This is a genomic window from Amycolatopsis sp. NPDC043889 (genome assembly GCF_056435645.1).
On record NZ_JBWKEC010000019.1, the window covers coordinates 77,328 to 101,740 of the forward strand.

General features: G+C 70.8%; 18 protein-coding genes. 14 read left to right on the plus strand and 4 right to left on the minus strand.

The genetic code is table 11. The features are described from left to right. Nucleotides 1–53 precede the first annotated feature (53 nt). A complete protein-coding gene (locus tag AC0685_RS29090) occupies nt 54–3,284 on the plus strand; it encodes an ATP-dependent helicase (RefSeq protein ID WP_478228420.1) in 3,231 nt (1,076 codons plus the stop codon). Then, nucleotides 3,281–6,538: an ATP-dependent helicase gene (locus AC0685_RS29095; protein ID WP_478228421.1), complete on the plus strand. Its 3,258-nt coding sequence runs from the start codon at nt 3,281–3,283 to the stop codon at nt 6,536–6,538. Before AC0685_RS29090 ends, AC0685_RS29095 begins: the two co-directional genes overlap by 4 nt. Nucleotides 6,539–6,607: 69 nt before the next feature. On the opposite strand, the gene AC0685_RS29100 is transcribed toward AC0685_RS29095, so the two are convergent. Then, nucleotides 6,608–6,994: a DoxX family protein gene (locus tag AC0685_RS29100; RefSeq protein WP_478228422.1), complete on the minus strand. Its 387-nt coding sequence runs from the start codon at nt 6,992–6,994 to the stop codon at nt 6,608–6,610. A gap of 88 nt (nt 6,995–7,082) precedes the next feature. On the opposite strand from AC0685_RS29100, the gene AC0685_RS29105 reads away from it, so the two are divergent. Next, the gene (locus AC0685_RS29105; protein WP_478228423.1) at nt 7,083–8,159 is read left to right on the plus strand and encodes a potassium channel family protein; all 1,077 of its coding nucleotides are present in this window, start codon (nt 7,083–7,085) and stop codon (nt 8,157–8,159) included. A gap of 170 nt (nt 8,160–8,329) precedes the next feature. Continuing rightward, nucleotides 8,330–8,737, plus strand: coding sequence for a hypothetical protein (locus AC0685_RS29110; RefSeq protein ID WP_478228468.1), 408 nt, complete (start codon nt 8,330–8,332; stop codon nt 8,735–8,737). Nucleotides 8,738–8,930: 193 nt separating this feature from the next. Here AC0685_RS29110 and AC0685_RS29115 read toward each other — a convergent pair whose 3' ends face one another. Next, complete coding sequence (locus AC0685_RS29115; RefSeq protein WP_478228424.1) at nt 8,931–10,016, minus strand: neutral zinc metallopeptidase; 1,086 nt, start codon at nt 10,014–10,016, stop codon at nt 8,931–8,933. Between the two features lie 217 nt (nt 10,017–10,233). Between AC0685_RS29115 and AC0685_RS29120 the strand changes: the two genes are divergently transcribed. The 7 genes from AC0685_RS29120 to AC0685_RS29150 all read left to right on the plus strand — a co-directional run bounded on the left by AC0685_RS29120 (nt 10,234) and on the right by AC0685_RS29150 (nt 17,064). Continuing rightward, on the plus strand, nt 10,234–11,361 hold the full coding sequence (locus AC0685_RS29120; RefSeq protein WP_478228425.1) for a DUF7847 domain-containing protein: 1,128 nt from the start codon (nt 10,234–10,236) through the stop codon (nt 11,359–11,361). Beyond that, a complete protein-coding gene (locus tag AC0685_RS29125; protein ID WP_478228426.1) occupies nt 11,355–11,996 on the plus strand; it encodes a DUF4129 domain-containing protein in 642 nt (213 codons plus the stop codon). The genes AC0685_RS29120 and AC0685_RS29125 overlap by 7 nt, the downstream gene beginning before the upstream one ends. Next, nucleotides 11,993–13,117, plus strand: coding sequence for a DUF4350 domain-containing protein (locus AC0685_RS29130; RefSeq protein ID WP_478228427.1), 1,125 nt, complete (start codon nt 11,993–11,995; stop codon nt 13,115–13,117). The genes AC0685_RS29125 and AC0685_RS29130 overlap by 4 nt, the downstream gene beginning before the upstream one ends. Before the next feature lie 26 nt (nt 13,118–13,143). Continuing rightward, entirely contained in the window at nt 13,144–14,103 is a 960-nt protein-coding gene (locus tag AC0685_RS29135; RefSeq protein WP_340688791.1) for an AAA family ATPase, read from the plus strand. After that, nucleotides 14,103–15,389, plus strand: coding sequence for a DUF58 domain-containing protein (locus AC0685_RS29140; RefSeq protein ID WP_478228428.1), 1,287 nt, complete (start codon nt 14,103–14,105; stop codon nt 15,387–15,389). Before AC0685_RS29135 ends, AC0685_RS29140 begins: the two co-directional genes overlap by 1 nt. A gap of 58 nt (nt 15,390–15,447) precedes the next feature. Further along, nucleotides 15,448–16,194 (plus strand): maleylpyruvate isomerase family mycothiol-dependent enzyme, encoded by a 747-nt coding sequence (locus AC0685_RS29145; RefSeq protein ID WP_478228429.1) that lies wholly within the window; start codon nt 15,448–15,450, stop codon nt 16,192–16,194. A gap of 87 nt (nt 16,195–16,281) precedes the next feature. After that, nucleotides 16,282–17,064 (plus strand): hypothetical protein, encoded by a 783-nt coding sequence (locus AC0685_RS29150; RefSeq protein ID WP_478228430.1) that lies wholly within the window; start codon nt 16,282–16,284, stop codon nt 17,062–17,064. A 39-nt stretch (nt 17,065–17,103) separates the two neighbouring features. On the opposite strand, the gene AC0685_RS29155 is transcribed toward AC0685_RS29150, so the two are convergent. After that, nucleotides 17,104–18,111: a stage II sporulation protein M gene (locus tag AC0685_RS29155; RefSeq protein ID WP_478228431.1), complete on the minus strand. Its 1,008-nt coding sequence runs from the start codon at nt 18,109–18,111 to the stop codon at nt 17,104–17,106. A gap of 61 nt (nt 18,112–18,172) precedes the next feature. Here AC0685_RS29155 and AC0685_RS29160 point away from each other — a divergent pair, with 61 nt between their 5' ends. Continuing rightward, nucleotides 18,173–19,081 carry an RDD family protein gene (locus tag AC0685_RS29160; RefSeq protein ID WP_478228432.1) on the plus strand — a complete coding sequence of 303 codons (909 nt, stop codon included), beginning with the start codon at nt 18,173–18,175 and terminating at the stop codon, nt 19,079–19,081. Nucleotides 19,082–19,452: 371 nt separating this feature from the next. Here AC0685_RS29160 and AC0685_RS29165 read toward each other — a convergent pair whose 3' ends face one another. Next, nucleotides 19,453–20,709 (minus strand): neutral zinc metallopeptidase, encoded by a 1,257-nt coding sequence (locus tag AC0685_RS29165; protein WP_478228433.1) that lies wholly within the window; start codon nt 20,707–20,709, stop codon nt 19,453–19,455. Between the two features lie 241 nt (nt 20,710–20,950). On the opposite strand from AC0685_RS29165, the gene AC0685_RS29170 reads away from it, so the two are divergent. Together AC0685_RS29170 and AC0685_RS29175 are read left to right on the plus strand one after the other, a co-directional pair. Further along, nucleotides 20,951–22,720: a DUF2207 family protein gene (locus AC0685_RS29170; protein WP_478228469.1), complete on the plus strand. Its 1,770-nt coding sequence runs from the start codon at nt 20,951–20,953 to the stop codon at nt 22,718–22,720. 73 nt (nt 22,721–22,793) lie between these two features. Continuing rightward, the gene (locus AC0685_RS29175; RefSeq protein ID WP_478228434.1) at nt 22,794–24,392 is read left to right on the plus strand and encodes a DUF2207 family protein; all 1,599 of its coding nucleotides are present in this window, start codon (nt 22,794–22,796) and stop codon (nt 24,390–24,392) included. Nucleotides 24,393–24,413: the final 21 nt, after the last annotated feature.

Below are 24,413 nucleotides of genomic sequence, written 5' to 3' on the forward strand. Positions count from 1 at the left end.
GGACCACTTTGCCGTGCCGCTGCGAGGTTGTGTCGGCGGGGCGTGGTTCCATCGTGGGCGTGAACGGGCGGCGAACAGCGGCACGAACCGACGCGCGGCTGGTCCGCACGCCGGTCACCGGCACGCCGTCCTTCCAGTGGGATTCCGGCGCCCGCCGCCTGCTGGCCGCCCCGGACGGGTTCCGCCGGGTCCTCGGCGGGCCGGGCACGGGCAAGACGGCCTTGCTGGCGTCGGCGGCGTCGCGGCGCATCGCGGAGGGCGCGAATCCGGAGAGCGTGCTCATCCTGACCACCTCCCGCAAGGCGGCCGAGGTCCTGCGCGCGGACATCACCCACCGGCTCACCACCGATCCGGAAGAGGATCCGCTGCCGCGCACGATCCGTGAGCCGCTCGTGCGCACGGTGCACTCGTACGCGTACGCGCTGTTGCGGATGGAGGCGCAGGCCGACGATCTCCCGCCGCCCCGCCTGCTGGCCGGAGCGGAACAGGACGTCGTCGTCCGGGACCTGCTCGCGGGCGACCTCGAAGAGGGCGCGCTCGACTGGCCGGAGCAGCTGCGGCCCGCGTTGGGCGTGCCCGGGTTCGCCGAGGAACTGCGAGACCTCCTGCTCCGCGCCGCCGAACGCGGGCTCGGCCCGGAGGATCTGGTCGAACTCGGCAGGCGCCGCGGCCGCGAGGAATGGATCGCGGCCGGGCGTTTCTGGAGCCAGTACGAAGAGGTCACGCTGCTGCAGGGCGCGGGCGGCAACGCGCTCGGCGTCGCGAGCGCGCCCGCACTGGACGCCGCCGAGCTGGTCACTTCCGCGCTGCTCGCGCTGGAGGACGATCCCGAACTGCGCGAACGGGAGCAGCGCCGCGTCCGGCACCTTTTCGTCGACGACGCGCAGCATCTCGACCCGTTGCAGACGCAGCTCATCCGGCTCATCGGGCACGCGGCGGACGAGTTCGTCGTCGCGGGCGACCCCGATCAGTCCGTGTTCTCCTTCCGTGGCGCGGATCCCAGCCTGTTCGCCGCCGCGGACGAGGACGGCGAGCGCACGGTCCTGCTGACCACGGCTCACCGGCTCGCCCCGGTGATCCGCGCGGCCGTCACGAAACTCGGCTCCGTGCTGCCCGGTTCGTCGCCGCAGCGCAAACTCGTCGACGCGCCGGACGCCGAGGGCGGCGCCGTCCGGGTCCGCCTGATGCCGACCCCGGCCGCCGAGGCGAGCTGGATCGCCGATCAGCTCCGCCGCGCGCATCTCGTCGACGGCGTGCCGTGGTCGGAGATGGCGGTGCTCGTCCGCTCGCCCGCCCGAACTTTCCTTGTCCTGCAACGTGCTCTGCGGGCAGCCGGGGTGCCCATCGGTTCGGCCACCGAAGAATTGCCGCTCGCGAAGCAGCCCGCAGTTCGTCCTCTGCTGGCGATGTTACGGCTCGCCGCGGATCCGGAGCTGCTCGACGTCGACCTCGCCGAGATGCTGCTGTCCTCGCCCTTGGGCGGCGCGGATCCGCTCGCCCTGCGAAGGCTGCGCCGCGGCTTGCGCAGGCTGGAGCTCGCGGGCGGCGGACAGCGGTCGAGCGACGAACTGCTGGTGGAAGCCCTACGTACCAACGACGTCCTCACCGGACTCGCCGAGGCCGAGGCGCTGCCGATGCGCCGGATCGGCGGCCTGCTGCACGCCGCGCACCAGGCCGTCGTGCGCGGGGACGGCGTCGAGCAGGTGCTGTGGGATCTCTGGCAGGCGAGTGGTCTGGAGGAGCGCCTGCTGCGTTTGGTCGACCGTGGTGGTTCGCTCGGCTCCCAGGCGGATCGTGACCTCGACGCCATCGTCGCGCTCTTCGACGCGGCCGGTCGCTATGTCGACAGATTGCCGAAGGCGAGTGTCGCCTCGTTCGCGGATTACCTGTCCTCGCAGAACATCGCCGGTGACACGCTGGCGCCCGCCGCGATGAAGAGCGACGGCGTCTCGCTGCTCACAGCGCACGCGTCCGCCGGTCGCGAGTGGACGGTCGTGGCGATCGCCGGTGTCCAGGAGGGCAGCTGGCCGGATCTGCGGCTGCGCGGTTCCGTGCTCGGCGTCGAGCGGCTTGTCGACCTCATGTCCGGCGTCGACGACGAAAAGGTGTCCGCCACCGCGCCGATCCTCGCCGAAGAGCGGCGGCTGTTCTACCTCGCCGCGAGCCGCGCGCGGAAGACATTGCTGGTCAGCGCGGTCGCGGGGGAGGACGAGCAGCCCTCGCGGTTCATCGACGACCTGGAGGAGAACGGCGCGGACGACGGTGGCCTCGATTCGCGGATGAAGCCGGCGGGACGCTCGCTGGTGCTCGCCGAACTCGTCGGTGAACTGCGCGAGGTCGTCTGTGCTGATACAAGCGGGGACGAACCGAGCGACTCGGAAAGGCGGCGACGGGCGGCGCGTCAGCTCGCCAAACTGGCCGCCGCCGGGGTGCCGGGCGCGCATCCGGGCACCTGGTACGGCCTGCTGGAACCCTCCACCGGCGAACCGGTGCACGGGCCGGGCGACCTCATCCGCATCTCACCGTCCACTGTGGAGGTTCTGGTCAAATGCCCGCTGCGCTGGCTGATCGAACGCCACGGCGGCAGTGACCCGGCACAACTCGCGGCGGTCACGGGCACCCTGGTGCACGGTCTCGCGCAGGCGGTCGCGGGCGGCAGCAGCGACGAGCAGATCCGCGCAGCCCTCGACGAGGCGTGGGTCCGGGTCGACGCGGGGGCTCCGTGGTTCTCGCGCCGCGAGCGGTCGCGGGTCGAGCAGATGCTGCGGAACTTCATCACCTGGCTGGAATCCAGCCGCAAGGAGCTGATCGAAGCCGGGGTCGAGCAGGACATCGAGGTCGAGCTTCCGGTCGGCGATGACGATGTCCGCGTGCTCCTGCGCGGCCGTGTCGACCGGGTGGAGATGGACAAGGACGGCCGTCCGGTCGTCATCGACATCAAGACCGGCAAGGTCCCGATCTCCGCCGCCGACGCCGAACAGCATCCGCAGCTCGCCGCGTACCAGCTCGCCGTGCTGCTCGGCGCGGTCGAGGGCGGTTCGAAACCCGGTGGTGCGCGGCTGGTCTACGTCGCGAAGTCCAACAACAAGACCGGATCCACCCAGCGCGAGCAGGCGCCGCTGGACGAGGACGGCGGCAAGCAATGGCTGGAGCTGGTGCGCTCGGCGGCCGGATCCGCCGCGGGCCCGGAATACGGCGTCACCGAGAACCCGGACTGTGATCGTTGCCCCGCAAGGGGTTGCTGTCCGCTGCGCCCCGAGGGCAGGCAGGTGACCGGCCCTTGATCTCCGAACTCCAGCGCCGCCAGGTCGAGCCGGGCGAGATCGCCCGTGCGCTCGGCCTGCACAGTCCCACCGACGAACAAGCCGAGGTCATCGCCGCGCCGATCGAGCCGTCGCTGGTCGTCGCGGGCGCGGGCGCGGGCAAGACCGAGACGATGGCCGCGCGGGTGGTGTGGCTGGTGGCCAACAGTGTCGTCCCGCCGGAACGCGTGCTCGGCCTGACCTTCACCCGCAAGGCCGCCCGTCAGCTCGGTGAGCGGGTCCGCACCAGGCTGCGCCGCCTGGTCGGATCGGGGCTGCTCGACAAGATCGACCCGACCGGCGACCTGCGGACGACGGTGACCGCGGGCGAGCCGACGGTGCTGACGTATCACGCGTACGCCGGTCGGCTGCTGTCCGAGCACGGCCTGCGGTTGCCCGTCCAGCCCGGGGTCCGGCTGCTTTCGGAGACGTCTTCGTGGCAGTTCTCGCATCGCGTCGTGTCCACTTGGGACAATGACCTGGACACCGATCGTGTGCCGTCCACGGTGACGGCGCAGTTGCTGGCGCTGGCCGGCGAACTCGGCGAGCATCTGGTCGAGACCGAACGGCTCGCGGAGTACACGTCCTGGCTGTGCGAGGTCATCGAGAACGCGCCACGCGCGAAGGGGCAGCGTGCGTCGTTGCCGCAGAAACTTGCCGAAGTCATGACGGCGCAACGGTTCCGGCTCGCGCTCCTGCCGCTGGTCGAGGCGTACCACGCGCGGAAACGGGCAGAAGGCGCGCTCGACTTCGCCGACCAGATGTCGCTCGCGGCGCAGCTCGCCAGCAGCTATCCGGCGGTGGTCGCGGGGGAGCGCGAGCGCTACGGCGCCGTCCTGCTCGACGAGTACCAGGACACCGGACACGCCCAGCGGATCCTGCTGCGGTCGCTGTTCGGCGGCGTCGAGCATCCGCCGATGCCGGTGACGGCGGTGGGTGACCCGGCGCAGGCCATCTACGGCTGGCGCGGGGCGAGCGCGGCGAACCTGCCCCGGTTCACCACGGACTTCCCCCGCGACAACGGCGAACGGCTCGTCCCGGCCTGGGATTTCGGCCTGCTGACCAGTTTCCGCAACCCGCCCGAGGTGCTCGAACTCGCGAACGCGATCTCGGAACCCTTGCGGGAACGCGGTCTCGGCGTCGCCCGGCTGCGCGCGCTGGAAGGCGCGGGTTCGGCCGATATCGCGGCCGCGCTGCTGCCGGACGTTCGCGCCGAACGCGAGTGGGTGGCCGACGCGGTGGCGAAGCGCTGGTTCGAAACCGTGGAGGAGAGCGGAAAACCGCCGACGGCCGCGGTACTGGTGCGCCGCCGCGCCGACATGGCGCCGATCGCGGCGGAAATGCGGGCACGCGGGCTGCCGGTGGAGGTCGTCGGTCTCGGCGGCCTCCTCGACGAACCCGAGGTCGCGGACCTGGTCAGCACGTTGCGCGTACTCGCGGACCCGCTCGCGGGCAGCGCGGCGGCACGGTTGCTGACCGGGGCTCGCTGGCGGATCGCGGCGGCCGACCTCGCGGCGTTGTGGCGCCGAGCGGGCGAACTGTCCTCGCCGGTGCCACCTTCCGGCAAGTCCGATGTGGACGAGCCGGTGCTGGTGACCGAACGGGTCGAGCAGGCGGGGCTCGCCGACGCCATCGACGATCCCGGGACACCGGAACGGTATTCGCCCGAGGGCTACCGGCGGATCCGGAAGATCGGCGCCGAGCTTTCGGCGTTGCGGCGGCGGCTGGACCAGTCGCTGCCCGAGCTGGTCGCCGACGTGGAGCGCACCATGCTGCTCGACGTCGAGTCGCTGGCCCGCCCGGGACCGGCCGGACGCGCGCATCTGGACGCTTTCGCCGACGTCGTCACGGATTTCGCCGAGACGTCGCCGACGGCGACCCTGTTGTCCTTTGTGGACTATCTGAACACGGCCGCGCACGCGGAGGACGGGCTCACCCCGGGCGAAGTGGAGGTCGTCCCGGACCGGGTCCAGGTGCTGACGGTGCATTCGGCCAAGGGGCTGGAATGGCGCATCGTCGCGATCCCGCACCTGGTCAAGGAGGTCTTCCCGGGGCGGCGGCGTTCGTCGTCGTGGCTGCGGACGTCGACCTCGCTGCCCGCCGCGCTGCGTGGCGACTCGGAGGACCTGCCGGAGTTGCGGATTCCCGAAGGCGCCGACCGCAAGGAAGTGCAGGAAGCGCTGGAGCTGCACGAAGAAGGCTTCGTCGCGCGTGAAGCGGACGAGGAGCGGCGGCTCTGTTACGTCGCGCTGACTCGTTCCGAGCACACGATGCTGATCTCCGGTCATTGGTGGAACGAGAGCAGCGCGCGGCCGAAGGGGCCGTCGGAGTTCCTGCTCGAAATCGGCGAGGTGATGCGGGCGAACTCGGTCGGCCGGATCGAGCACTGGGCCGAGGAACCGGAAACCGACGGCGAGAATCCGCTGGTCGCCGACTCCCGCCGGGCGCGCTGGCCGGTCGATCCGCTGTGGCCGCGGCGCGAGGGCGTCACCAACGGCGTCGACATGGTGCTCGGTGCGATGGAAGACGCGGAGCATGCCGAGGAAGACGAAGAGGACGATCCGGACGGCTGGATCTCCGACACCAAGGTGCTGCTGGAGGAGCGGGCACGGGCGCGGGACCGGGTGCAGCAGGTCGTCCTGCCACCGCATCTTTCGGTGAGCCAGCTGGTCGAGCTGTCGGCCGATCCCGCCGCGCTGGCCAAACGGCTGCGGCGGCCGCTCCCCGTGCGCCCCAACACCTACGCGCGCCGGGGAACGGCGTTCCACGGCTGGCTGGAGCAGCGGTTCGGCGGCGAGCAGTTGCTGGAGATCCACGACCTGCCTGGGGCGGCGGACGTCGACGAGGCGCCCGATACCGAGCTGGAGGCGCTGCAGACCGCGTTCGAGAAGAGCGAGTGGGCGCATCGGGTGCCGCACGCCGTCGAGGTCCCGTTCTCCGCGGACGTCGTGGGCGTCACGGTGCGTGGGCGGATGGACGCGGTGTTCGCCGACGCGGACGGCGGCTGGACCGTCGTCGACTGGAAGACCGGCGCCGTTCCGGAAGCCGATCGGCTCGAGTCGCTGGCCGTGCAGCTGGCGGCGTACCGGCTGGCGTGGGCGGCGCTCAAGAAGGTGCCGGTGGAGAAGGTCCGGGCGGCGTTCCACTACGTGAAACACGACAAGACCGTCCGCCCTGCGGATCTGTTGGACGCCGAAGGCCTGCGGCAACTCCTGCGGAGCGTCCCGACGATCTAGCGTTTAGTCCTCTGGATGCGGTCCTTGCGTGTGCAACTACCGCATCCAGAGGACTAAACGCAGAGGGCGCTAGGCGCGGTCGCGGACCTTGAGAGCCCAGGTCACCAGCGGGATCTGGAGCGGGACGCGGGCCCAGAAGGCCACCCGCCAGTGCTTCGGGGCCTTGCGGCGATCGGCGTCGACGGCCATCTTCACGTTCCCCGGCAGGATCACGACGAACAGCAGCGCGGCCGCGAGCCCGCCGAGACGTCGCGTCTTCGGGTTGGCGACCGCCGCGGCGACGCCCAGCTCGGCCACTCCGGAGCCGTAGGTCCACGCTCGCGGGGAGCCGGGAAGCTGCTTCGGGATGATGGCGTCGAACGGCTTCGGCTGGACGAAATGCAGTACACCGGCCGCGCCGAGCAGGCCGGCGAGGAAATACGCGGGCCGCTGAGACGGCTTGGAATCCGAAGACATGCCCCGAGCTTCGCATACCGCGCTCAACGCGAGGATCTTCGGCTATCCTCCCGACCGTGAGTGACGCGGACCAGGCCGGAGCCTGTGCATGAGGGTTCTCAAGCGTTTCCCGGTCAGGCTGAGCGACCGCCCGGACCACGAGCTCGTCGGCGTGATCCGGATGCCGGAACTGACGGTCAGCCCGCTGCGGTCGATCCTCAAGCGGATCATCGGCGCGGTCCTCGCCCTGCTCGCGACCGTCCTGATCGTGTACCTCGACCGGGACGGCTACCGCGACGCCAACGGCGACGGGCTCTCCTTTCTCGACAGCCTCTATTACGCGACCGTGTCGCTGTCGACCACGGGGTACGGTGACATCGCACCGGCGACGCCGTCCGCGCGGCTGGTGAACGTCCTGGTGATCACCCCGCTGCGGGTGCTCTTCCTCATCGTCCTGGTCGGTACCACGCTCGAAGTGCTCACCGAGCGCTCCCGCCAGGCTTTCAAGATCCAAAAGTGGAGGACGAAAGTGCGTGACCACACGGTCGTCGTCGGATTCGGCACGAAGGGCCGATCGGCGGTCAACGCGCTGCTCGGGGACGAGAACGTCGAACCCGATCACATCGTCGTCGTGGACACCGACCAGCAGGCCCTCGAAGCGGCCACGTCACTCGGCCTGGTGACCGTGCACGGCTCGGCCACCCGCGCCGACGTGCTGCGGGTCGCCGGCGTGCAGCGGGCCAAGGCCGTCGTCGTCGCCCCGAACCGGGACGACACCGCCGTGCTGGTCACCCTGACCGCCCGTGAGCTGGCGCCGAAGTCGCACATCGTGGCGTCGGTACGGGAAGCGGAGAACGTCCACCTGCTCAAGCAGTCGGGCGCGAACCAGGTCGTGGTGTCGAGCGAGACCGCCGGACGCCTGCTCGGCATGGCGACGTCGACGCCGCTGGTGGTCGACATGGTCGAGGACCTGCTCACCCCCGAGTCCGGTCTCGCGATCGCCGAACGCCCGGTGGAGCCGTCCGAAGAGGGCGGTTCGCCGCGGCATCTGCCGGACATCGTGCTGGGCGTCGTCCGCGACGGCGTCCTGTACCGCGTGGACGCCCCTCAGGCCGACGCGATCGAGCCGGGGGACAAGCTGCTGTACATCCGGAAGGTGACCTCCGCGGAGACGATCGAGCGGTAGCGGGGGACCTTTGGTATCACGCTGCGCTGGACAGGGGGCTCCTCTGTTCCGCCGCCGGTATCACCTCCCAGGGCTTCTGTGTTTTGCCGCGAGGTTCTGGGAACATGGCGTTCGTGCGCAAGCGATCGGACCCCGCCAGAGGGCTCAGCCCGGGGTGGAACTCCCTGGCCGTGGCGGCCGGGGCCGGCCTGCTGGTGATCTTCCTGGCGTGGTTCGCCGGGCCAGGGCTGTTCGGTATCTCGAACGAGACCAAGGGGACGACCGTGCAGGCGGAGGTCGTTCAGCCCGCGCCCTGTACGGGCGGTGGGGCCACCGAGACGGTCAAGTTCGAATTCGGCGGCGCGCCCATGGAAGGTTCACTCAACGGCTGCGGACACGGCAAAGGCGAGCGCATCGAGGTCGTCGTCCCGGACGGGGCCGCGGGGGACGCCGTCGCGGTGCACGCGGCCGACGCGACGGCGGGAGCGAGCGACGCGCGGCGGCCTCTCGGGCTGGCGCTGCTGGTGTTCAGCTGCTTCGCCGGCGGGATGTACGTCTTCCTGGTGGTGCGCGGCCCGCGGGTCCCGGTGACGGCCTGACCTGGTCTCGTGAGTGGTAAGGACGGTTCTAACCGTCTTTACCACTCACGAGCCAGGTGACCAGCCGGACCGGGCAAGCCGGAATCGACGACGGCACCGCATCCGTCGGCGAACGGCACCCACCACCCGAAGCGCGTGAAGGCCCCCTTCCCCTCGGGCTCAACCGAGGGAAGGGGGCCTTCACGCGCAAACGTCAGGAAACGGCGCTCGCCGGCGCCGAGAAGGTGTTGCAGTCGGCGATCCGGTTGTTGCTCGCGCCCGCCCGCCACCAGGACGCGTAGTGCGCGTTCGTCCCGTGGTCCTGGCTGCGCGAGGTGTTGTCGCCGCGGGTCTCCTGGTCGTTCCAGGCCTTGTTGTACATGTCCCGGCTGATCGTGCCGCCCTGGTCGACATGCGCGCCGAGGAACATCCCGGAGAAGCACTGTGCCTGGAGTTCCTTGCGCCGCGACATCTCCAGCCCGGCCGGGCTGTTCTGCCCGGCGTCGTAGATCTTCTGCCAGGCCGCGTCCATCAGCCCGGCGACCTCCTGCACGTGGTGCCCGTACTCGTGCGCGAAAAGGGCAAGGTAGACGCCGGGGTTGTTGCCGTACTGGTCGGTCTGAAGACCACGGAACGGTACGTAGAGGTTGTTCTCGCAGTAGTACGCCGCCGTCGCGATGCCCACCTGGATCGTGCCGCATTCGGTCTCGAAGCTGGCCCCGGTCGGGAAGTGCAGCGCGGGCGGGGTGAACGGCAGGTCGTAGGCGTCGAGGAACGGGCCCCAGGCGCTGTCGAGGCATTTGCCCGCCGCCGTGAAGAACGCCTCGGCGGCCTGCTGGCTGCTCTGCCACTGCGGCAGCGTGCAGACGCGGTTCCGCAGGCCGGCGTTGGGGTCCTGGAGGATCGGGTGGTCGCCGAGCTTGAGGATCTTCTGCGGCCCGCTCGACGAGGACGGCGCCCTGGACGGCGACGTCGGGAACGGGTTCGTCGAGGAAGACGGCGACGAAGACCCGCTCGGCGGCAGTTCCGCCCGCGACGACGTGGCCGGGAGAGTGCTGTAGCCCGCGTTCGCTACGTGATCGGAGTCGTCACGATTGAGTGAAACGATCGCGACCAGGCCGAGGACCAGTACGGCGACCGCGCCGAGGCAGATACCGATGATCGCGCCCACGGACCGGCGTGGCGGCGGAGGCGGGAAGTGGTGCGGCGCTCCGTGCCACTGGGCAGGGTGCTGGCCGTGCACCGGCGGTGGCTGGACGGCGCCGCGTGGCGGCCACTGGCCGTGGGGCGGTTGCGTCATCAAGTCGGTCCCGGTGGTTCTAGGGGGCGAACCGGGGGTACCCGGCCCGATGTTCAGCATAACGAGCTAACGGTGTCCCCACCCACAGCTCGGCTGCAGAGGGTATCCAGCGTGAGGCGAGCGGTCACCCATCAGTGTCGTCCCCCCAGCTCTGGCTGGGTGTCGGACCCTCTGGAAGAGTGGGCGCAAGCAACGTGAACGGGTAAGGGGCTGTCGCATGACGGAGACCGGCGGACCGTCCGGGCCTGAAGGCACCGAGACGCCGAAGCCGCAGGCGGGGGAACCAACACAGCCGCGGGCGGAGACACCGACACCGCCGCAGGGGGAAGTGCCGCCTTCACCGGCGCCGGAGCAGCAGTGGCAGTCCCCGTCCGGGGCGACGCCACCGCCTCCCCCGCTGCCGTCGTACCAGCCGCCGCAGCAGCAGTACCCGAACTGGAAGGTCGGCCTCGGCAGGCCCGGCGTCATCCCGCTGCGCCCGCTGAACCTGACCGACATCCTCGACGGCGCGGTCACCGCCATGCGCAAGTACTGGCGCATGGTGTTCGGTGCCGCCGCGGTCACCGCCGTGCTCACCGCGGCCATCAACCTGGTCGGGCTGCTGCTGGTCGACACCACCGCCGATCTCGAACGGATGCGCGATCTCGGCCCGGCGGCCACCGATCAGGAACTGATGAACCAGATGCTCGGCGTCCTCGGCGGGACGCTGGCGTCGTCGTCCATCAGCCTGGTCGCCACCCTGCTCGGGACTACGATCCTCACCGGTTTCCTCACCGTGCTGATGGGCAAGGCCGTGCTGGGCAAGCCGGTCACCTTCAAGGAGGCGCTGCGTGAGGCGACGCCGCGGCTGCTGCCGCTGCTCGGCCTGACCGTGCTCTACACGCTGGCGATCATGGTCGCCGCGATCTTCTGCCTGCTGCCCGCGATCATCCCCTACACCTTCTGGGCGCTGGCCAGCCCGGCGTTCATCCTCGAACGCGGCACGGTGATGGAGGCGTTCCGCCGGTCGGTGAAGCTGGTGTCGGGGATGTTCTGGCGGGTCTTCGGCATCTTGCTGCTGGCCACCGTGATCTCGTCCTTCCTGGCGTCCATCATCACGATCCCGTTCAGCTTCAGTGCCTTCCTGTCCATTTTCGGCGATCTGGACCAGATGTACGTGCCGTCGACCGGTGACCTGATCCTGCAGTCGGTGGGCACGGTGATCGCGCAGACGATCGTCGGCCCGTTCACCGCGCTGGTCACCGTGATCCTCTACATCGACCAGCGGATGCGCCGCGAGGGCATGGACATCGAGCTGGCCCGCGCGGCCGGGATCGCGACGCCGCCCCCGCCGCAGGCATGGTGACGCGCTTCCTCACCGAGGTCCCGGTCGACATCGACCGGGACACCGCCCGGCTGCGTGCCGCCGAGGAGCTCTCGGGCGAGGCCTATCTGGCCGCGAGACCGAGCTGGCTGTCCGAAGCGTTCAACTGGGTGGTCGAAAAGCTGCTGGGCTTCCTCGAAACGGTCGACAGCGCGGTACCCGGCGGGATCTTCGCCGTACTGCTGCTGGTCGTCGTGCTGATCGTGGTGGTCGTGGTGATCCGGCTGAAGTCCGGTCCGCTGGCGACGTCGGCGAAAGGCGGGCGAGCCGTGTTCGCCGGGCAGCGCAAGGCGTCCGGCGAACATCGCGAGGCGGCCGAGGAGGCCGCGTCGCGGGGCGACTTCGACGACGCCGTCCGTGAGCGGTTCCGTGCCGTGGTGCGGTCCTTGGAGGAGCGGGCGCTGCTGGACGAGAAGTCCGGGCGGACCGCCGACGAGGCCGCCGTCGAGGCCGGACGGCTGCTTCCCGACGTCGCCGTTCCCTTGCGCGCGGGCGCCCGGTTGTTCGACGACGTCCACTACGGCGGGATCCCCGCCACGGAGGCAGGCTACCGGTCACTGTCCGAATTGGACGAAAGCTGCCGTCGTGCCAGGCCCGTCGCCTTGGCGGCCGGATGACCTCGGTTTCGCCCGACGCCCGCCGGATCTGGCGCGGGGTGCGGCTCCCGCTCGCGGTCGTGCTCCTGATCGTGCTGACCGGGACGCTGCTCGTGCTCTTCCGGGGTGAGCAGACCACCGGCGCGCTCGAACCGGGTTCCTACGAGCCCACCGGCAGCCGCGCGCTGGCGACCTTGATGGAACGGGAAGGCGTCAAGATCCCGATCGTGCGCACCGCCGCCGCGGCCAAAGGGGTCGCGAGGGGAGCGACGGTCTTGATCACCCGGCCCGAGTACGTGCCCAAGAGCGCCTTCACGGAGATCAGGCAGAACGCCGAGCACGTCGTGCTGGTGCAGCCGAGCCCTGGCACGGTCGAAGAAATCCTTCCCGGGGTGCGGGTGAACGGCCAGGCCGAGACCGAGACCCGCGCGCCCGACTGCGAGGCCAAGGATCCCGTCGCGGCGGGGAACGCGACGATGGGCGGCCTGAAGTATTCGGCCACGCAGCCGAGGGCGCAGGAATGCTACGGCGGCTCGTATCTCGAAGTCCCGGGTCCACAAGGGACGGTGACCGTGCTCGGCACGCCCGCCCCGCTGACCAACGACTGGCTGGCCGACGAGGGCAACGCGGCGCTGGCGATGCGGCTGCTCGGGAAGCACGAGCGGCTGGTCTGGTACCTGCCGACGGCCGCCGATCCGTCGCTGGAGACCGAGAAGAAGCCGCTGTCCGAGCTGATCCCGGCGGGCTGGTCGTACGCGGCGTTGCAGGCCGGGGTCGCGGTGGTGCTGCTGGCGTTGTGGCGGTCCCGGCGACTGGGGCCGGTGGTGACCGAACCGATCCCGGTCGTGGTCCGCGCGGCGGAGGCCACCGAAGGGCGGGCGAGGTTGTATCGCAAGGCGAAGGCCGCCGCGCACGCCGGGGAAACCCTGCGGGAGGCGGCTCGCGCGCGGCTCCGGCCGTTGCTGGGGCTCACCCGCGACGCCGAACCGGCCGCGCTCGTGGAGTCCGTCGCCGCGCGGACCGGCCGGGCGCCCGCCGAGGTCGGCGCGCTGTTGTACGGGGATCCGCCCGCCGATGACGCCGCGCTCGTGCGGCTGGCGGACGGACTCGATGTCGTGGAACGAGAGGTGGAGCGGTCTTGAGTACCGAACAGACCGGACAGTCCAATATGGACGCCGCGGCCGACGCGCGCGCGGCGCTGATCGCGCTGCGTACCGAGGTCGGAAAAGCCGTGGTGGGCAACGACGCGGCCGTCACCGGGCTCATCATCGCGTTGCTGTGCCGGGGACATGTGCTGCTCGAAGGCGTCCCCGGCGTTGCGAAGACCCTGCTGGTGCGGGCGTTGGCGGCCGCGCTGGACCTGGAGACGACCCGGGTGCAGTTCACGCCGGACCTCATGCCGGGCGACATCACCGGTTCGATCGTGTACGACGCGCACAGCGGCGAGTTCTCGTTCCGCGAGGGCCCGGTGTTCACGAACCTGTTGCTGGCCGACGAGATCAACCGCACCCCGCCGAAAACGCAGTCTTCGCTGCTGGAGGCGATGGAGGAGCGTCAGGTCTCCAGCGACGGTAAGACGCGGCCGCTGCCCGACCCGTTCATCGTCATCGCGACGCAGAACCCGGTCGAATACGAGGGCACGTACCCGCTGCCCGAGGCGCAGCTGGACCGGTTCCTGCTGAAGCTGACCATGCCGATGCCGTCCCGTGAGGACGAATTCGGCATTCTTTCCCGGCACGCGCAGGGTTTCGACCCGCGGGACCTGTCCGCGGCGGGGGTCACCCCGGTCGCCGGGATCGCCCAGCTCGACGCCGCGCGGCGCGCGGTCGCCGGGGTCACCGTGCGCCCCGAAGTGCTCGCCTACATCGTCGACGTCTGCCGGGCGACGCGGTCGCTGCCGTCCGTGCGGCTCGGCGTCTCCCCGCGTGGCGCGACGGCGCTGCTTGCCGCCACCCGGGCGTGGGCGTGGCTCGCGGGCCGTGACTACGCCACCCCGGACGATGTCAAAGCCTTGGCCCGCCCGGCTTTGCGGCACCGTCTCGACCTGCGGCCCGAGGCCGAGCTCGAAGGCGCGACCGCCGACGGCGTGCTGGACCGGGTCCTCGCGTCCGTGCCCGTTCCGCGCTGATGGCCGTCACCGGGCGGCTCGGGCTGCTGGCGCTCCTCGCGGCGCCGGTGGTCGGTTTCCTGCTGCCCTCGTCGGCCGGGATCGGGCTGGCCGCGGCGGTGCTGCTTTTGTTGGTGGTGCTGGATCTCCTGCTCGCCGGGAGTGTGCGGCGGTTGGAATTCGCGCGCTCCGGCGCGACGTCGGTGCGGCTGGGGGAGGCGTGCGAGGTCACGCTCACGGTGGCCAACCCCGGCGGCCGTCCGGTGCGCGCGTGGCTCCGGGACGCCTGGCCGCCCAGCGCCGGCGCGGAAGACCGGCACCGGCTGACGTTGCCCCCTGGCGAACGCCGCGTCGTGACCACGCGGCTCCTGCCGACCCGGCGCGGTGACCGGATCGCCGCCAGGGTGACCGTCCGGTCGATCGGGCCGCTGGGGCTCGCCGCGCGACAGGGTTCGCATGACGTGCCGTGGACCGTGCGGGTGCTGCCGCCGTTCCACAGCCGCAAGCATCTGCCTTCGCGGCTCGCGCGGCTGCAGCAGCTCGACGGCCGCAACGCGGTGCTGATCCGGGGCCAGGGCACGGAATTCGACTCCCTGCGCGAGTATGTGATCGGTGACGACGTCCGGTCGATCGACTGGCGGGCTTCGGCGCGCGCGTCCGACGTCATGGTGCGGACCTGGCGCCCCGAACGCGATCGGCATGTGGTGCTGGTGCTCGACACTGGCCGCGTTTCGGCGGGCCGGGTCGGGGACGCGCCCCGGCTCGACGCGGCGATGGACGCGGCCCTGCTGCTGGCCGTGCTCGCCGCTCGGGCGGGTGACCGCGTCGACCTCCTCGCCTACGACCGGCAGGTCCACGCCGCGGTCCAGGGATCGACGGAGTTGTTGCCCGCCTTGGTGAACGCGATGGCACCGCTCGAATCGTCGCTGGTCGAGACCGACGCGCGGGGGATGGTCGCGGAGGTGCTGCGGCGGACCCGGCGGCGCGCGCTGGTCGTCCTGCTGACCGGGCTGGACGCGGCACCGCTGGAAGAAGGCCTGTTCCCGGTGTTGTCGAAGCTGACCTCGCGGCACCAGCTGATGATCGCTTCGGTGGCGGACCCGCGGGTCGCCGAGATGGCGGCGGGCCGTGGCGACGCGGAAGCCGTCTACGACGCGGCCGCGGCCGAGCGGGTGCTGGCCGAACGGCGCCAGGTCACCGCGCGGCTGGCGCGGCACGGAGTCGAGGTCGTCGACGCCGTGCCCGAGGAGCTGCCGCCGCGGCTGGCGGACCGGTATCTCGCGTTGAAGGCGGCCGGACGACTGTGATGTCGAGAGCCGTGGACCGGCTCCGACCCCCTGGTGAACCGATCACCAGGAGGAACCGATGGATTTCGACCGGCACTGCGCGGAGATCGTCACCCAGGCCGAACTGCTCGCGACCGAACTGGCCGACGCCGACCTGACGACGCCCGTGCCGTCCTGTCCAGGCTGGACGCTGGGCGCGCTGGTGCGCCATCTCGGCGCCGGGCACCGATGGGCGGACGAGATCGTCCGGAGCCGGGCGACCGCGCCGGTGCCCGACGACCAGGTGCGCCGGGTGGACGGCGACGATTCCGGACGGCTGCCCGGGTCTTGGCTGGTGGACGGTGCTTCCCGGCTGGCGTCGGCACTGCGGGAAGCGGGACCGGACGCCGAGGTCTGGGTGCCGTTCCACTACCGGAACGCGTCGTTCTACGCGCGCCGCTTCACGCATGAGACGCTCGTCCACCGCGCTGACGCGACCTTGGCCGTGGGGCTGGAGTTCCGCGCCGCGCCCGACGTCGTGTTCGACGCGATCGACGAGTGGATGGAACTCGAAGCGCTGCCACCGCACTTCGAGTTCAGGCCGGAGAAGCGGGAAATCCTGGGGGCGGGCCGGTCGGTGGGTTTCGAGTCGGGGGAGCACGCTTGGTTCCTCGACCTCGACGGCTCGGCGGTCACCTGGGAGCGGGGACGGCGAGGTGCCGCGGTGACCGTGCGCGGCTCGCTGACGGATCTGATGCTGACGCTTTACCAGCGCAGGGAAGCCAGGGACGTCGTCGGCGATCTTGAGCTGTTCAACTTGTGGCAGACCCACGTGCGGTTCGGCTGAACCCGATGGAGTGGCGCCGGTTGGCGAAGGCGGTCGCGGGCGGTTAGCTCGGAGGGAGATCCGGACCGACACGATTGGGGCCCAGGCTTGCGCAGGTTCGTGCTGTTCTTCGCGGTGGTTTCGGTGACGCTGTCCGGGGCGCCCGCTTCCGCGCAGCCCGCCGGGACACCGGTCTACCTCGCCGACGGGGGCGGCACCATCTCCTTGGCCGCGGCCGACGGCAAGCTCGCCCTCGCCGACGCCAAGGACGCCAACGCGCACTGGGTGTACGACAAGGCCGCGCTTTCCTACAAGCATGTCGCGAGTGGACAGTGCCTGGCGGCGATGAGCCCCGTCGACGGGGTCGGCGTCAAACTCGTCGCGTGCGACGGCAAGGACCGTCACCAGCAATGGCGTCGCAACGCCGGGCTGCCCGGGCTGGTGCTGCTGGCGAACGTGGCGACGGCTCGGTGCCTGACCGCGGAGGCACCGGTCGTCGGGGCTCGGCTGTACCAGGAGGTCTGTTCGCTGTCCGGACTCTCCAACACCTGGGCGGCCGGCGTGCGGACGCTCGCGATCCTGTCGGGGAACGGGCAGCGGCTGTCGACGAAGACGCCCGGTCAGCCGTTCGTGGTACGCGTGGTCGGGGAGAACGGCCAGCCCGCGGCCGACGTGCCGGTGAACTTCTTCGTCCGCGCGGCACGGCCGAAGAACGTGCTGGTCTTCGAAGGCGGTGCGGAGACGGCGACCGCGAAGACCGGGGCCGACGGCTCGGCGGCGAGCCCGAAGATCGTCCTGACCGAACCCGGCGAGTTCGAGATCCGGTTCACGGGCAGCGCGAGCCTGGAGGACGGGAACAGCATCACCTTCGAAGGTAGTTGCAGCTGCTAAGCAAGTGGTAGCAAAGGTCCCTTGCTCCCTTTCCCCAGGTCAGCCCGCTTCCGGCCGGGCGTCTCCAGCGTATCGCCAGTCGACATCGCCCACTTCGCCCGCTTTCGCGGCCCTGCGCCCGACGACGAACACGTAAAGCAGGAACGCGACCTCCGCGACCACACCGATTCCGATGCGCGCCCAGGTCGGCAGGCCCGACGGGGTCACGAAACCCTCGATCACGCCGGAGATCAGCAGCACCACGGTCAGCCCCAGCGCCATCACCACGACCGAGCGACCCTGTTCGCCGAGTGCCGCCGTCCGGGAACGGCGTCCCGGGTCGATGACCGTCCAGCCGAGCTTCAGCCCCGTCCCGGCGGCGACGAACACCGCGGTCAGCTCCAGCAGACCGTGCGGCAGGATCAGGCCGAAGAACACGTCGAGCCGCCCGGCCGAAGACATCAGGGCGGCGCCGACCGCGAGGTTCAGCGAGTTCGCCCAGAGCGCGTAGATCACCGGGACACCCAGCACCACGCCGAGGAACAGGCAGGTCGCGGCCACCCACGCGTTGTTGGTCCAGACGCGTGCGGCGAAGGAGCCCGCGGGATCGGACGAGTAGTACGTCTCGTACTTCCCGCCCGGCGCGGTCAGGTCCTTGAACTCCTCGGGCGAGGCCAGCGACGCGAGCACCTGCGGGTCACCGGCGATCCACACCGCCGCGATCGCCATCACCGCGATCGACGCCGTCGCCGACGCCAGCCACCAGCGCCGGCTCAGGTACAGCGCCGCCGGGAACCGCTGGGTGAAGAAGAGGCCGATCTCGCGCCAGGCGGGGCTGTGCGAACCAGTGACGGCCGAGCGGGCCTTCGCGACCAGGCCGGACAACTGCGCGACGAGCACGGGATCGGGCGCGACCGAGCGGATGATCGACAGATGCGTCGCGACGCGCTGGTACAGCGTCACCAGCTCGTCGGCGTCCGGGCCGCTGAGTTTCCCGGCGCGGCCCACGAGGTCACGCAGCCGGTTCCATTCGGCCTGATGCGCGGCGACGAACACGTCCACGTCCAACTCGGAGCCCTCCCGGCGATCGTCCTTGGTCGCCCAGCCTATTCGTCACTACGCTTGTCCGGTGGAACAAGAGTCCGAACTCGTCACCGGCGAGGCTGTCGTCCTGGACGTCCGCGCGGCGAAACTGGCCAGCCGCGGGCTCGCCATGATGCTCGACGTCGTCCTCCAGCTCATCGCCCTGTTCGTCGCGATGCTGGTGCTGAGCCAGGTCGCCGCGTTCGGTGACGAAGCGCTGGCGCTGACCCTGTTCCTGGTGACCGTCGTGCTGATCATGGTCGGCTACCCGGTGATCTTCGAGACGCTGACCCGCGGCCGCACCCTCGGAAAGATGGCGCTCGGCCTGCGGGTGGTCCGCACCGACGGCGGTCCGGTGCGGTTCCGGCACGCGCTGGTCCGCGGGCTCGCCGGGTTCTTCATCGACTTCTGGGCGCTGGGGATGCTCGGCGTCGTGGCGGTGGTCACGTCGCTGCTGTCGCCCAACGGCCGCCGCGTCGGCGACTATCTCGCCGGCACGCTGGTGGTCCGGGAACGCATGCCCGCCGCCAGGACGCCGTACGTCGGGATGCCGCCGCAGCTGGCGTACTGGGCCTCGCAGCTGGACTTGACCCGGCTTTCGAACGACCTCGCACTGGCCGTCCGGCAGTACCTGAGCCGGACGAGCGAGCTTCGCCCCGAAGCGGTCGAAGCGCTCGGGTACGGGCTCGCGCAGCAGGTCGCGGAGGCGATCGGGGCGCCGGTGCCGCCAGGGGTGCCGTCCTGGGCGTATCTGTCGGCCGTGCTGGCCGAGCGGCGGCGGCGGGACCAGGCGAAGCTGCGACCGGCGGTTCAGTACGGGCAGCCGGCGCCTGCCGCGCCGGGATATCCCGCCGCGCCTGGGCAGCAGGCCTATCCTCAGGCGACCGCGCCGGTCGTCCAGCCGGAACCTCCCTCAGCGCCGGTTCCGGAGAACCCCTTCGCGCCGCCGGGCTGACCTGGCGCCCCCAAGTCCGTGAAGGCCTCCTTGCCTACCCTCAAGGTAGGGAAGGAGGCCTTCACTGCCTTCAGGTCAGGGGCCCGGCAAAGTCGATTGGTGCAGCTCGCAGTACTTGCTTGAGGGGTACGGCGAACGCGGAATGGGGCGTAGTCCGGCACTCGGTCCTGGTGTCCCCAATGTGGCATTGGAGACGCTCAGCGTCTCCAATGCCACATTGGGGACACCGAACGAACCGGGAGGCTCGCGCCAAGCGCCTCTGAGCCGCGTGAACACGACTTCGCCGGGACCCAGAGTCCGTGAAGGCCTCCTTGCCTACCCTCAAGGTAGGGAAGGAGGCCTTCACGGACTTGACGGAAACCCCGGCGCGGTCAGGAAACGTCGGCCGACTTCGCCGCCCAGGTGTTGCACTGGAACATCCGGTTCTTCTGCGCGCCGTGCTGCCACCACGAGGCCGCGTGCGCGTCGGAGCCGTGGTCGCGCGGGCCGCCGTTGTGGTCGCCGCGGTCCTGGGTCTGCCAGGCGTCGCGGTACATCGCCTGATCGACCGAGCCACCGCGCCCCACCGTCGAACCCAGGAACGTCCCGGACAGACACTGCGCCGAAAGCTCGTTCCGCCGCGACATCTCCAGGCCGGCCGCCGAGTCGGTGCCCGCTTCGTAGCGTGCGGTCCAATAGGCCTCCGAGATCCCCGAAAGCGCCTGAATGTGATGCGCGTACTCGTGGGCGAAGACCGCCAGGTAGACCCCGGGCCGGTTGCCGTACTGAGGCACCTGAAGGCCTTCGTACGGCATGTACAGAGTCTCGTTCTGCGAGCAGTAGAACGCCGCCACCGAGCCGCCGCTGGCGTCGCCGCACGGGCTCGACCAGTTCTTGCCGGACGGGTACTTCACGGTCGGGACCCGGAACGGCAGTTTCGTGTAGTTCATGACCTGCTGCCAAACGTTGTCCAGACAGGGCCGCGCGCTGTCGAAGAAGGCCGATGCCGCGTCCGGGTTGTTCGCCCAGCGCGCGAGGTTGCACGGCTGGTTCGGCAGGCCGACTTGGGAATCGAGCCACAGCGGGTTGTCCGCCAGCTTGTGGTGCGGCCGCGGACCGGACGGCGCGCGGCTGGCCGACGTCTCGCGGGTCGAGCCCGCCGACGTCTCGCGTGAAGCGGTCGAATCGCGCGAACGGGTGCTCGTCGTCGACGTGTCGCTGGACGTGGTGGTCGTCGTGTAGTCCGAAGAGGAGGTCGTCGGATAGCTCGAGTATCCGACGTCAGCGACGTGCTTCGAGCCGCCGTTGGCGATGGTGACCACCATGAGCAGCCCGCCCATCAACGCCATCAACGCCACGATCGCGACCGCCGCGATGACCCCGCCGTTCGACTTCTTGGCTTGGTATCCCCCGTAGGGCGCGAACCCGGGCTGCGCGAAACGCGGACCGTACGGAAGCTGCGGCGGGCCGACGGCGCCGGGCCGGAACGGGACCGGCGCGCCGATCCGCGGCGGCGGCAGCGGGGCCGCGCCCGGCGGGGGCAGCGGCATGCCGCCACTCTGCGGCCCAGGCCGGATCGGCGTCGGCTGCGAAATCGGCGGCCGAGGGTGACCGGGCGGGACGGGACCCGGCCGGTTCGGCGGAGGCATCGGCGGGCCACCGCGCGGCGGCAGCGGACGCGCTCCCGGCGGCGGGAGCGGACGGCCACCCCGCGGCGGCTGCCCGGGTGGTGACGGTGGCGGAGTCGGCCGGCGTCGCGGATCAGGCGGGCCGGGCGGCTGCTGGTTCATCGAGTGGATCCCCCATGCGATTCGGCAACGCCGTTCGCCCAGGTGGCGGATTCGGCGTTTCGGCGGTCAGCATAGATCGGCTGCCCTAGAGTGTGTGGCTGTGTTGACGAAATGGGGGACGGCGGTCGTGGCCGTCGCGGCGAGCTCGGCCTTGATGGCCCCGCCGTCGGATACGAACGTTCCGGAGGCGCCCGCGGCGGGCCCTTCGCTGACGAACGCGCCACAATTGCCGAAGCCGCCGCCGATCGGCGCGCGCGGTCAGCTCGGGCTGCTCCAGCCGCCGAGCGGCGCGGCCGCGAACGTCGCGGTGAAGGTGGAACGCGACGGTTCGTTGTCGATCACCGAGCAGGTGACCGTCCCGGGTGGACAGCACCTCGTACGCCGGATTCCCTTGAAGGTTCCCGCCGGTGAAGAGCAAGACCGCGTGTACGTCGTCCGTGACGTCTCGGTCGAGGGCGCGGGCAAGGCGGAGCCGAACGGCGAACAGCTGGTCGCCACCTTCGACGGCGGCGTGGCCACCTTCAAGTACAAAGTGGACGGGGCGGTCGCGGACGTCAACGGCGCGCAGCAGGTCCGCTGGCAGGTCGCGAGCGGCTGGGACGGCGAGCTGTCCCGGGTGTCCGCATCGTTCAGCGCGCCGACGCGTGAAATGCCCACAGTGGACTGTTTCGCCGGTCCGCTCGGTTCGGACAGGCAGTGTTCGCTCGCGGAGACCGACCACAGCGGCGTCGTCCGCATCGAACAGGACAAACTCCCGGCGGGTGAACGGGTCGACCTCGCCGTCCAGCTCCCGGCGGGCACGGTGCCCGCGAACGCGCGGTTCGAGCAGATCGCCACGGTCGGCGGCGCGTTCGCCCTCACCGCCCTCGCCGGCCTCGGTTTCGGGGCGCTGGCACTGATCCTGGTGCTCGGCGCGCTCGCCATCTGGCTGCTGCGCCGCCGCGACAAGGGCGCGCTCACCGCGGGCACCGGTCCGGTCGACGTCCTCATGCGAGAAGGCGATCGGGTCTCGTTCGTCTCGCCGGACGGTGTCCTGCCGGGACAGGTCGGCACGGTCGTCGACGAGACGGTCGACGTCGTGGACGTCAGCGGCACGGTGGTCGACCTCGCGGTCCGCAACTACCTGTGGATCGCCGAGGTCCGCGGCGCGGGCACGGTCGACTGGCGGATCGCGCGCCGCAACGCGCCGGACGAGCACCTCGCCGCCTTCGAACGCGAGATCTACACCGCGATCCTGCCCGAGGGCACCGATTCCGTGCTGCTGTCGGAACTCCGCGGCCGCGGCACCGTCGATCTCCGTGTCGCGGGCGAGGCGATGTACGCCGACGTGGTGCGCAGGGGCTGGTTCTCGCGCCGCCCGGACAAGGGCAAGAGCAAACTCACGTGGGCGGGCATCGGCCTGATCGCCCTCGGCCTCGTGGGCACCGCCGTCCTGACCTTCACCATCGGGCACGCGCTGCTCGGCGTCGCGGCCGTGCTCGCCGGGGTCGCCGCGCTGCTGGGCGCTTCGTGGGTGCCGCCGCGGACCTCGCGCGGCAGGCGCCTGATCGGCCAGGTGCGCGGGCTGCTCGAATACCTGCACACCGTCAAGGTCGCCGACATTCCGGTGGGGGACCGGGAAATGGTGTTCTCCCGGTCGTTGCCGTACGCCATCGTGCTCGGTGACGTCGAGCGCTGGCTCCGGACGTTCGAGGGGCTGGACCCGTCGGCGGACGGTTCGGCCGGGCTGTACTGGTTCGGCGGCCTCGAAGGCGATCGGGATCTGCGCCGGTTCGCCGCGCACCTTCCGTCGTTCCTGTCCGCTTTGGACGGTCTGCTCGCCGAATCCGGGCACCTGCGCTCGCTCCGCCCCGAACCGGTCCCCGCCTGACGTGAAGACTCGCATTTCGTCCTCTGAATGCGGTCCTTGCACGCGCAACTACCGCATTCAGAGGACGAAATGCGTGGGGTTGGCGGTGCTTCTGGTCGTGCTGGGCGCGGCACCGGCGGGAGCACAAGGCGAACCGCAGCTGCCCTCGCTGCCGAACAGCGCGGAGATCTCGCTCAAGGTGGAACGCGACGGCGCTCTCTCGGTCGTCGAGGCGGTGTCCGTGCCGAGCGAGGCGACGATGACCCGCCGGATCCCGCTCCGCACGGCGGCACCGCACGACCGTGACCGGATCATCGGCATCCGTGACGTCGTCATCGAGGGCGCGGGCAACGCCGAGCTGGCCGACGACGAGTTCACCGTCAAGCTCAAGGGCGGAACCTCGGTCGTCCGGTACACAGTGGACGGTGCGGTCTCCGAAGCCGACGGCCTGACCCGGGTGAGCTGGCAGCTCGCGGGCGGCTGGGACTCCCGGCTCGAACTCGTGCGAGCGAGCTTCGCCGCGCCGTCTGTCCCGAACGCGGTCACCTGTCACGCCGGGCCCGAGGGGTCTCGCGCGCGCTGCGGCACCGCCCAGATCGCGCATTCCGGGCTGACCAGGTTCAGCCAGCAGAACCTCGCGGCCGGGCAGCGGATGGAGATCTCGGTCGAACTGCCCGGCGGGACCGTCCCGGCGAACGCGCGCCTGGAGCCGTCGAAGACCTTCGCCGGCGCGTTCGTGCTCACCGCTCCGGTCGGCTGGGCTTGGTTCGGCTTCGTGCTCGCGCTGATCGCGGCCGCGGTGGCGTTGACCCTGCTGAGGAGGCGGGACGAGCACCCTGGCGACGCGCTCCCGGTCCGGCTGCTCACCGGGAAGGACGACCAGGCCGCGTTCGCCTCACCCGACGGCGTGCTGCCCGGACAGGTCGGGACCGTGCTCACGGGTCGCGCGGACGCCGTCGACCTGGCCGCGACGGTCGTCGACCTCGCCGTCCGGAACTACCTCTGGGTGAGCGAGGAGCCCGGTGAACTGACCGGCTGGCGGCTCGTCCGCCGCAACCCGCCGGACGACCAGCTGACCGCCTACGAACGCGCCGTCTTCGACGCGCTGCTGCCCGGCGAACGCGAGTCCGTGCTGCTGTCGGAGATCCAGTCGGCGCGGATCGGGATCGAAACGGTGCGGGACGCGCTGGACGACAGCGTCGTCGAACGCCGCTGGTACACGCGGCTGCCCGGCAGGCTGACCCGCGCCGGCCTGCGGATCTGCTTCTACGGTCTGTTCCTCACCGTCCTGCTGGCCTTGACCGTCGGCTACGCCCAGCTCGGGGTGATCGTCATCGCCGCGGGCGCGGTACTCGCCGTCGCCGCCCGGTGGCTGCCGGTGCGCACCGGCGCCGGTGTCGCGCTGCACCGGCGGCTGCTCGGCGTCCGTGACGCGCTGCTGGCGACCGAGGCGACGGCCGTTCCGAAGCTCGAACGCGAGGTGCTGCTTTCCCGGGCGCTGCCGTACGCGCTCGCTCTCGGCGAACAAGCACAGTGGGTCTCCGGATTCGCCGCGCTCAAGGGGCCGCCCAAGATCTACTGGTACGGCAAGGAAGACGGCGATGAAGTCCCGATCGAGCGGGTGAGCGACTTCACGGCCGCGCTAGTGGGAACCTTCGCCGCGACCCGCCAGGGTCGTCGCCTGGAGGCCTGAGTAGCCCGTAGGGTGGTGCGC

Bases quoted from the DNA above. Each gene is read 5' to 3' on its own strand.
- AC0685_RS29125 (WP_478228426.1), top strand. From the start codon at position 11,355: ATGGTGACGCGCTTCCTCACCGAGGTCCCGGTCGACATCGACCGGGAC.
- AC0685_RS29130 (WP_478228427.1), top strand. From the start codon at position 11,993: ATGACCTCGGTTTCGCCCGACGCCCGCCGGATCTGGCGCGGGGTGCGG.
- AC0685_RS29145 (WP_478228429.1), top strand. From the start codon at position 15,448: ATGGATTTCGACCGGCACTGCGCGGAGATCGTCACCCAGGCCGAACTG.
- AC0685_RS29135 (WP_340688791.1), top strand. From the start codon at position 13,144: ATGGACGCCGCGGCCGACGCGCGCGCGGCGCTGATCGCGCTGCGTACC.
- AC0685_RS29120 (WP_478228425.1), top strand. From the start codon at position 10,234: ATGACGGAGACCGGCGGACCGTCCGGGCCTGAAGGCACCGAGACGCCG.
- AC0685_RS29105 (WP_478228423.1), top strand. From the start codon at position 7,083: ATGAGGGTTCTCAAGCGTTTCCCGGTCAGGCTGAGCGACCGCCCGGAC.
- AC0685_RS29100 (WP_478228422.1), bottom strand. From the start codon at position 6,994: ATGTCTTCGGATTCCAAGCCGTCTCAGCGGCCCGCGTATTTCCTCGCC.
- AC0685_RS29165 (WP_478228433.1), bottom strand. From the start codon at position 20,709: ATGCCTCCGCCGAACCGGCCGGGTCCCGTCCCGCCCGGTCACCCTCGG.
- AC0685_RS29115 (WP_478228424.1), bottom strand. From the start codon at position 10,016: ATGACGCAACCGCCCCACGGCCAGTGGCCGCCACGCGGCGCCGTCCAG.
- AC0685_RS29140 (WP_478228428.1), top strand. From the start codon at position 14,103: ATGGCCGTCACCGGGCGGCTCGGGCTGCTGGCGCTCCTCGCGGCGCCG.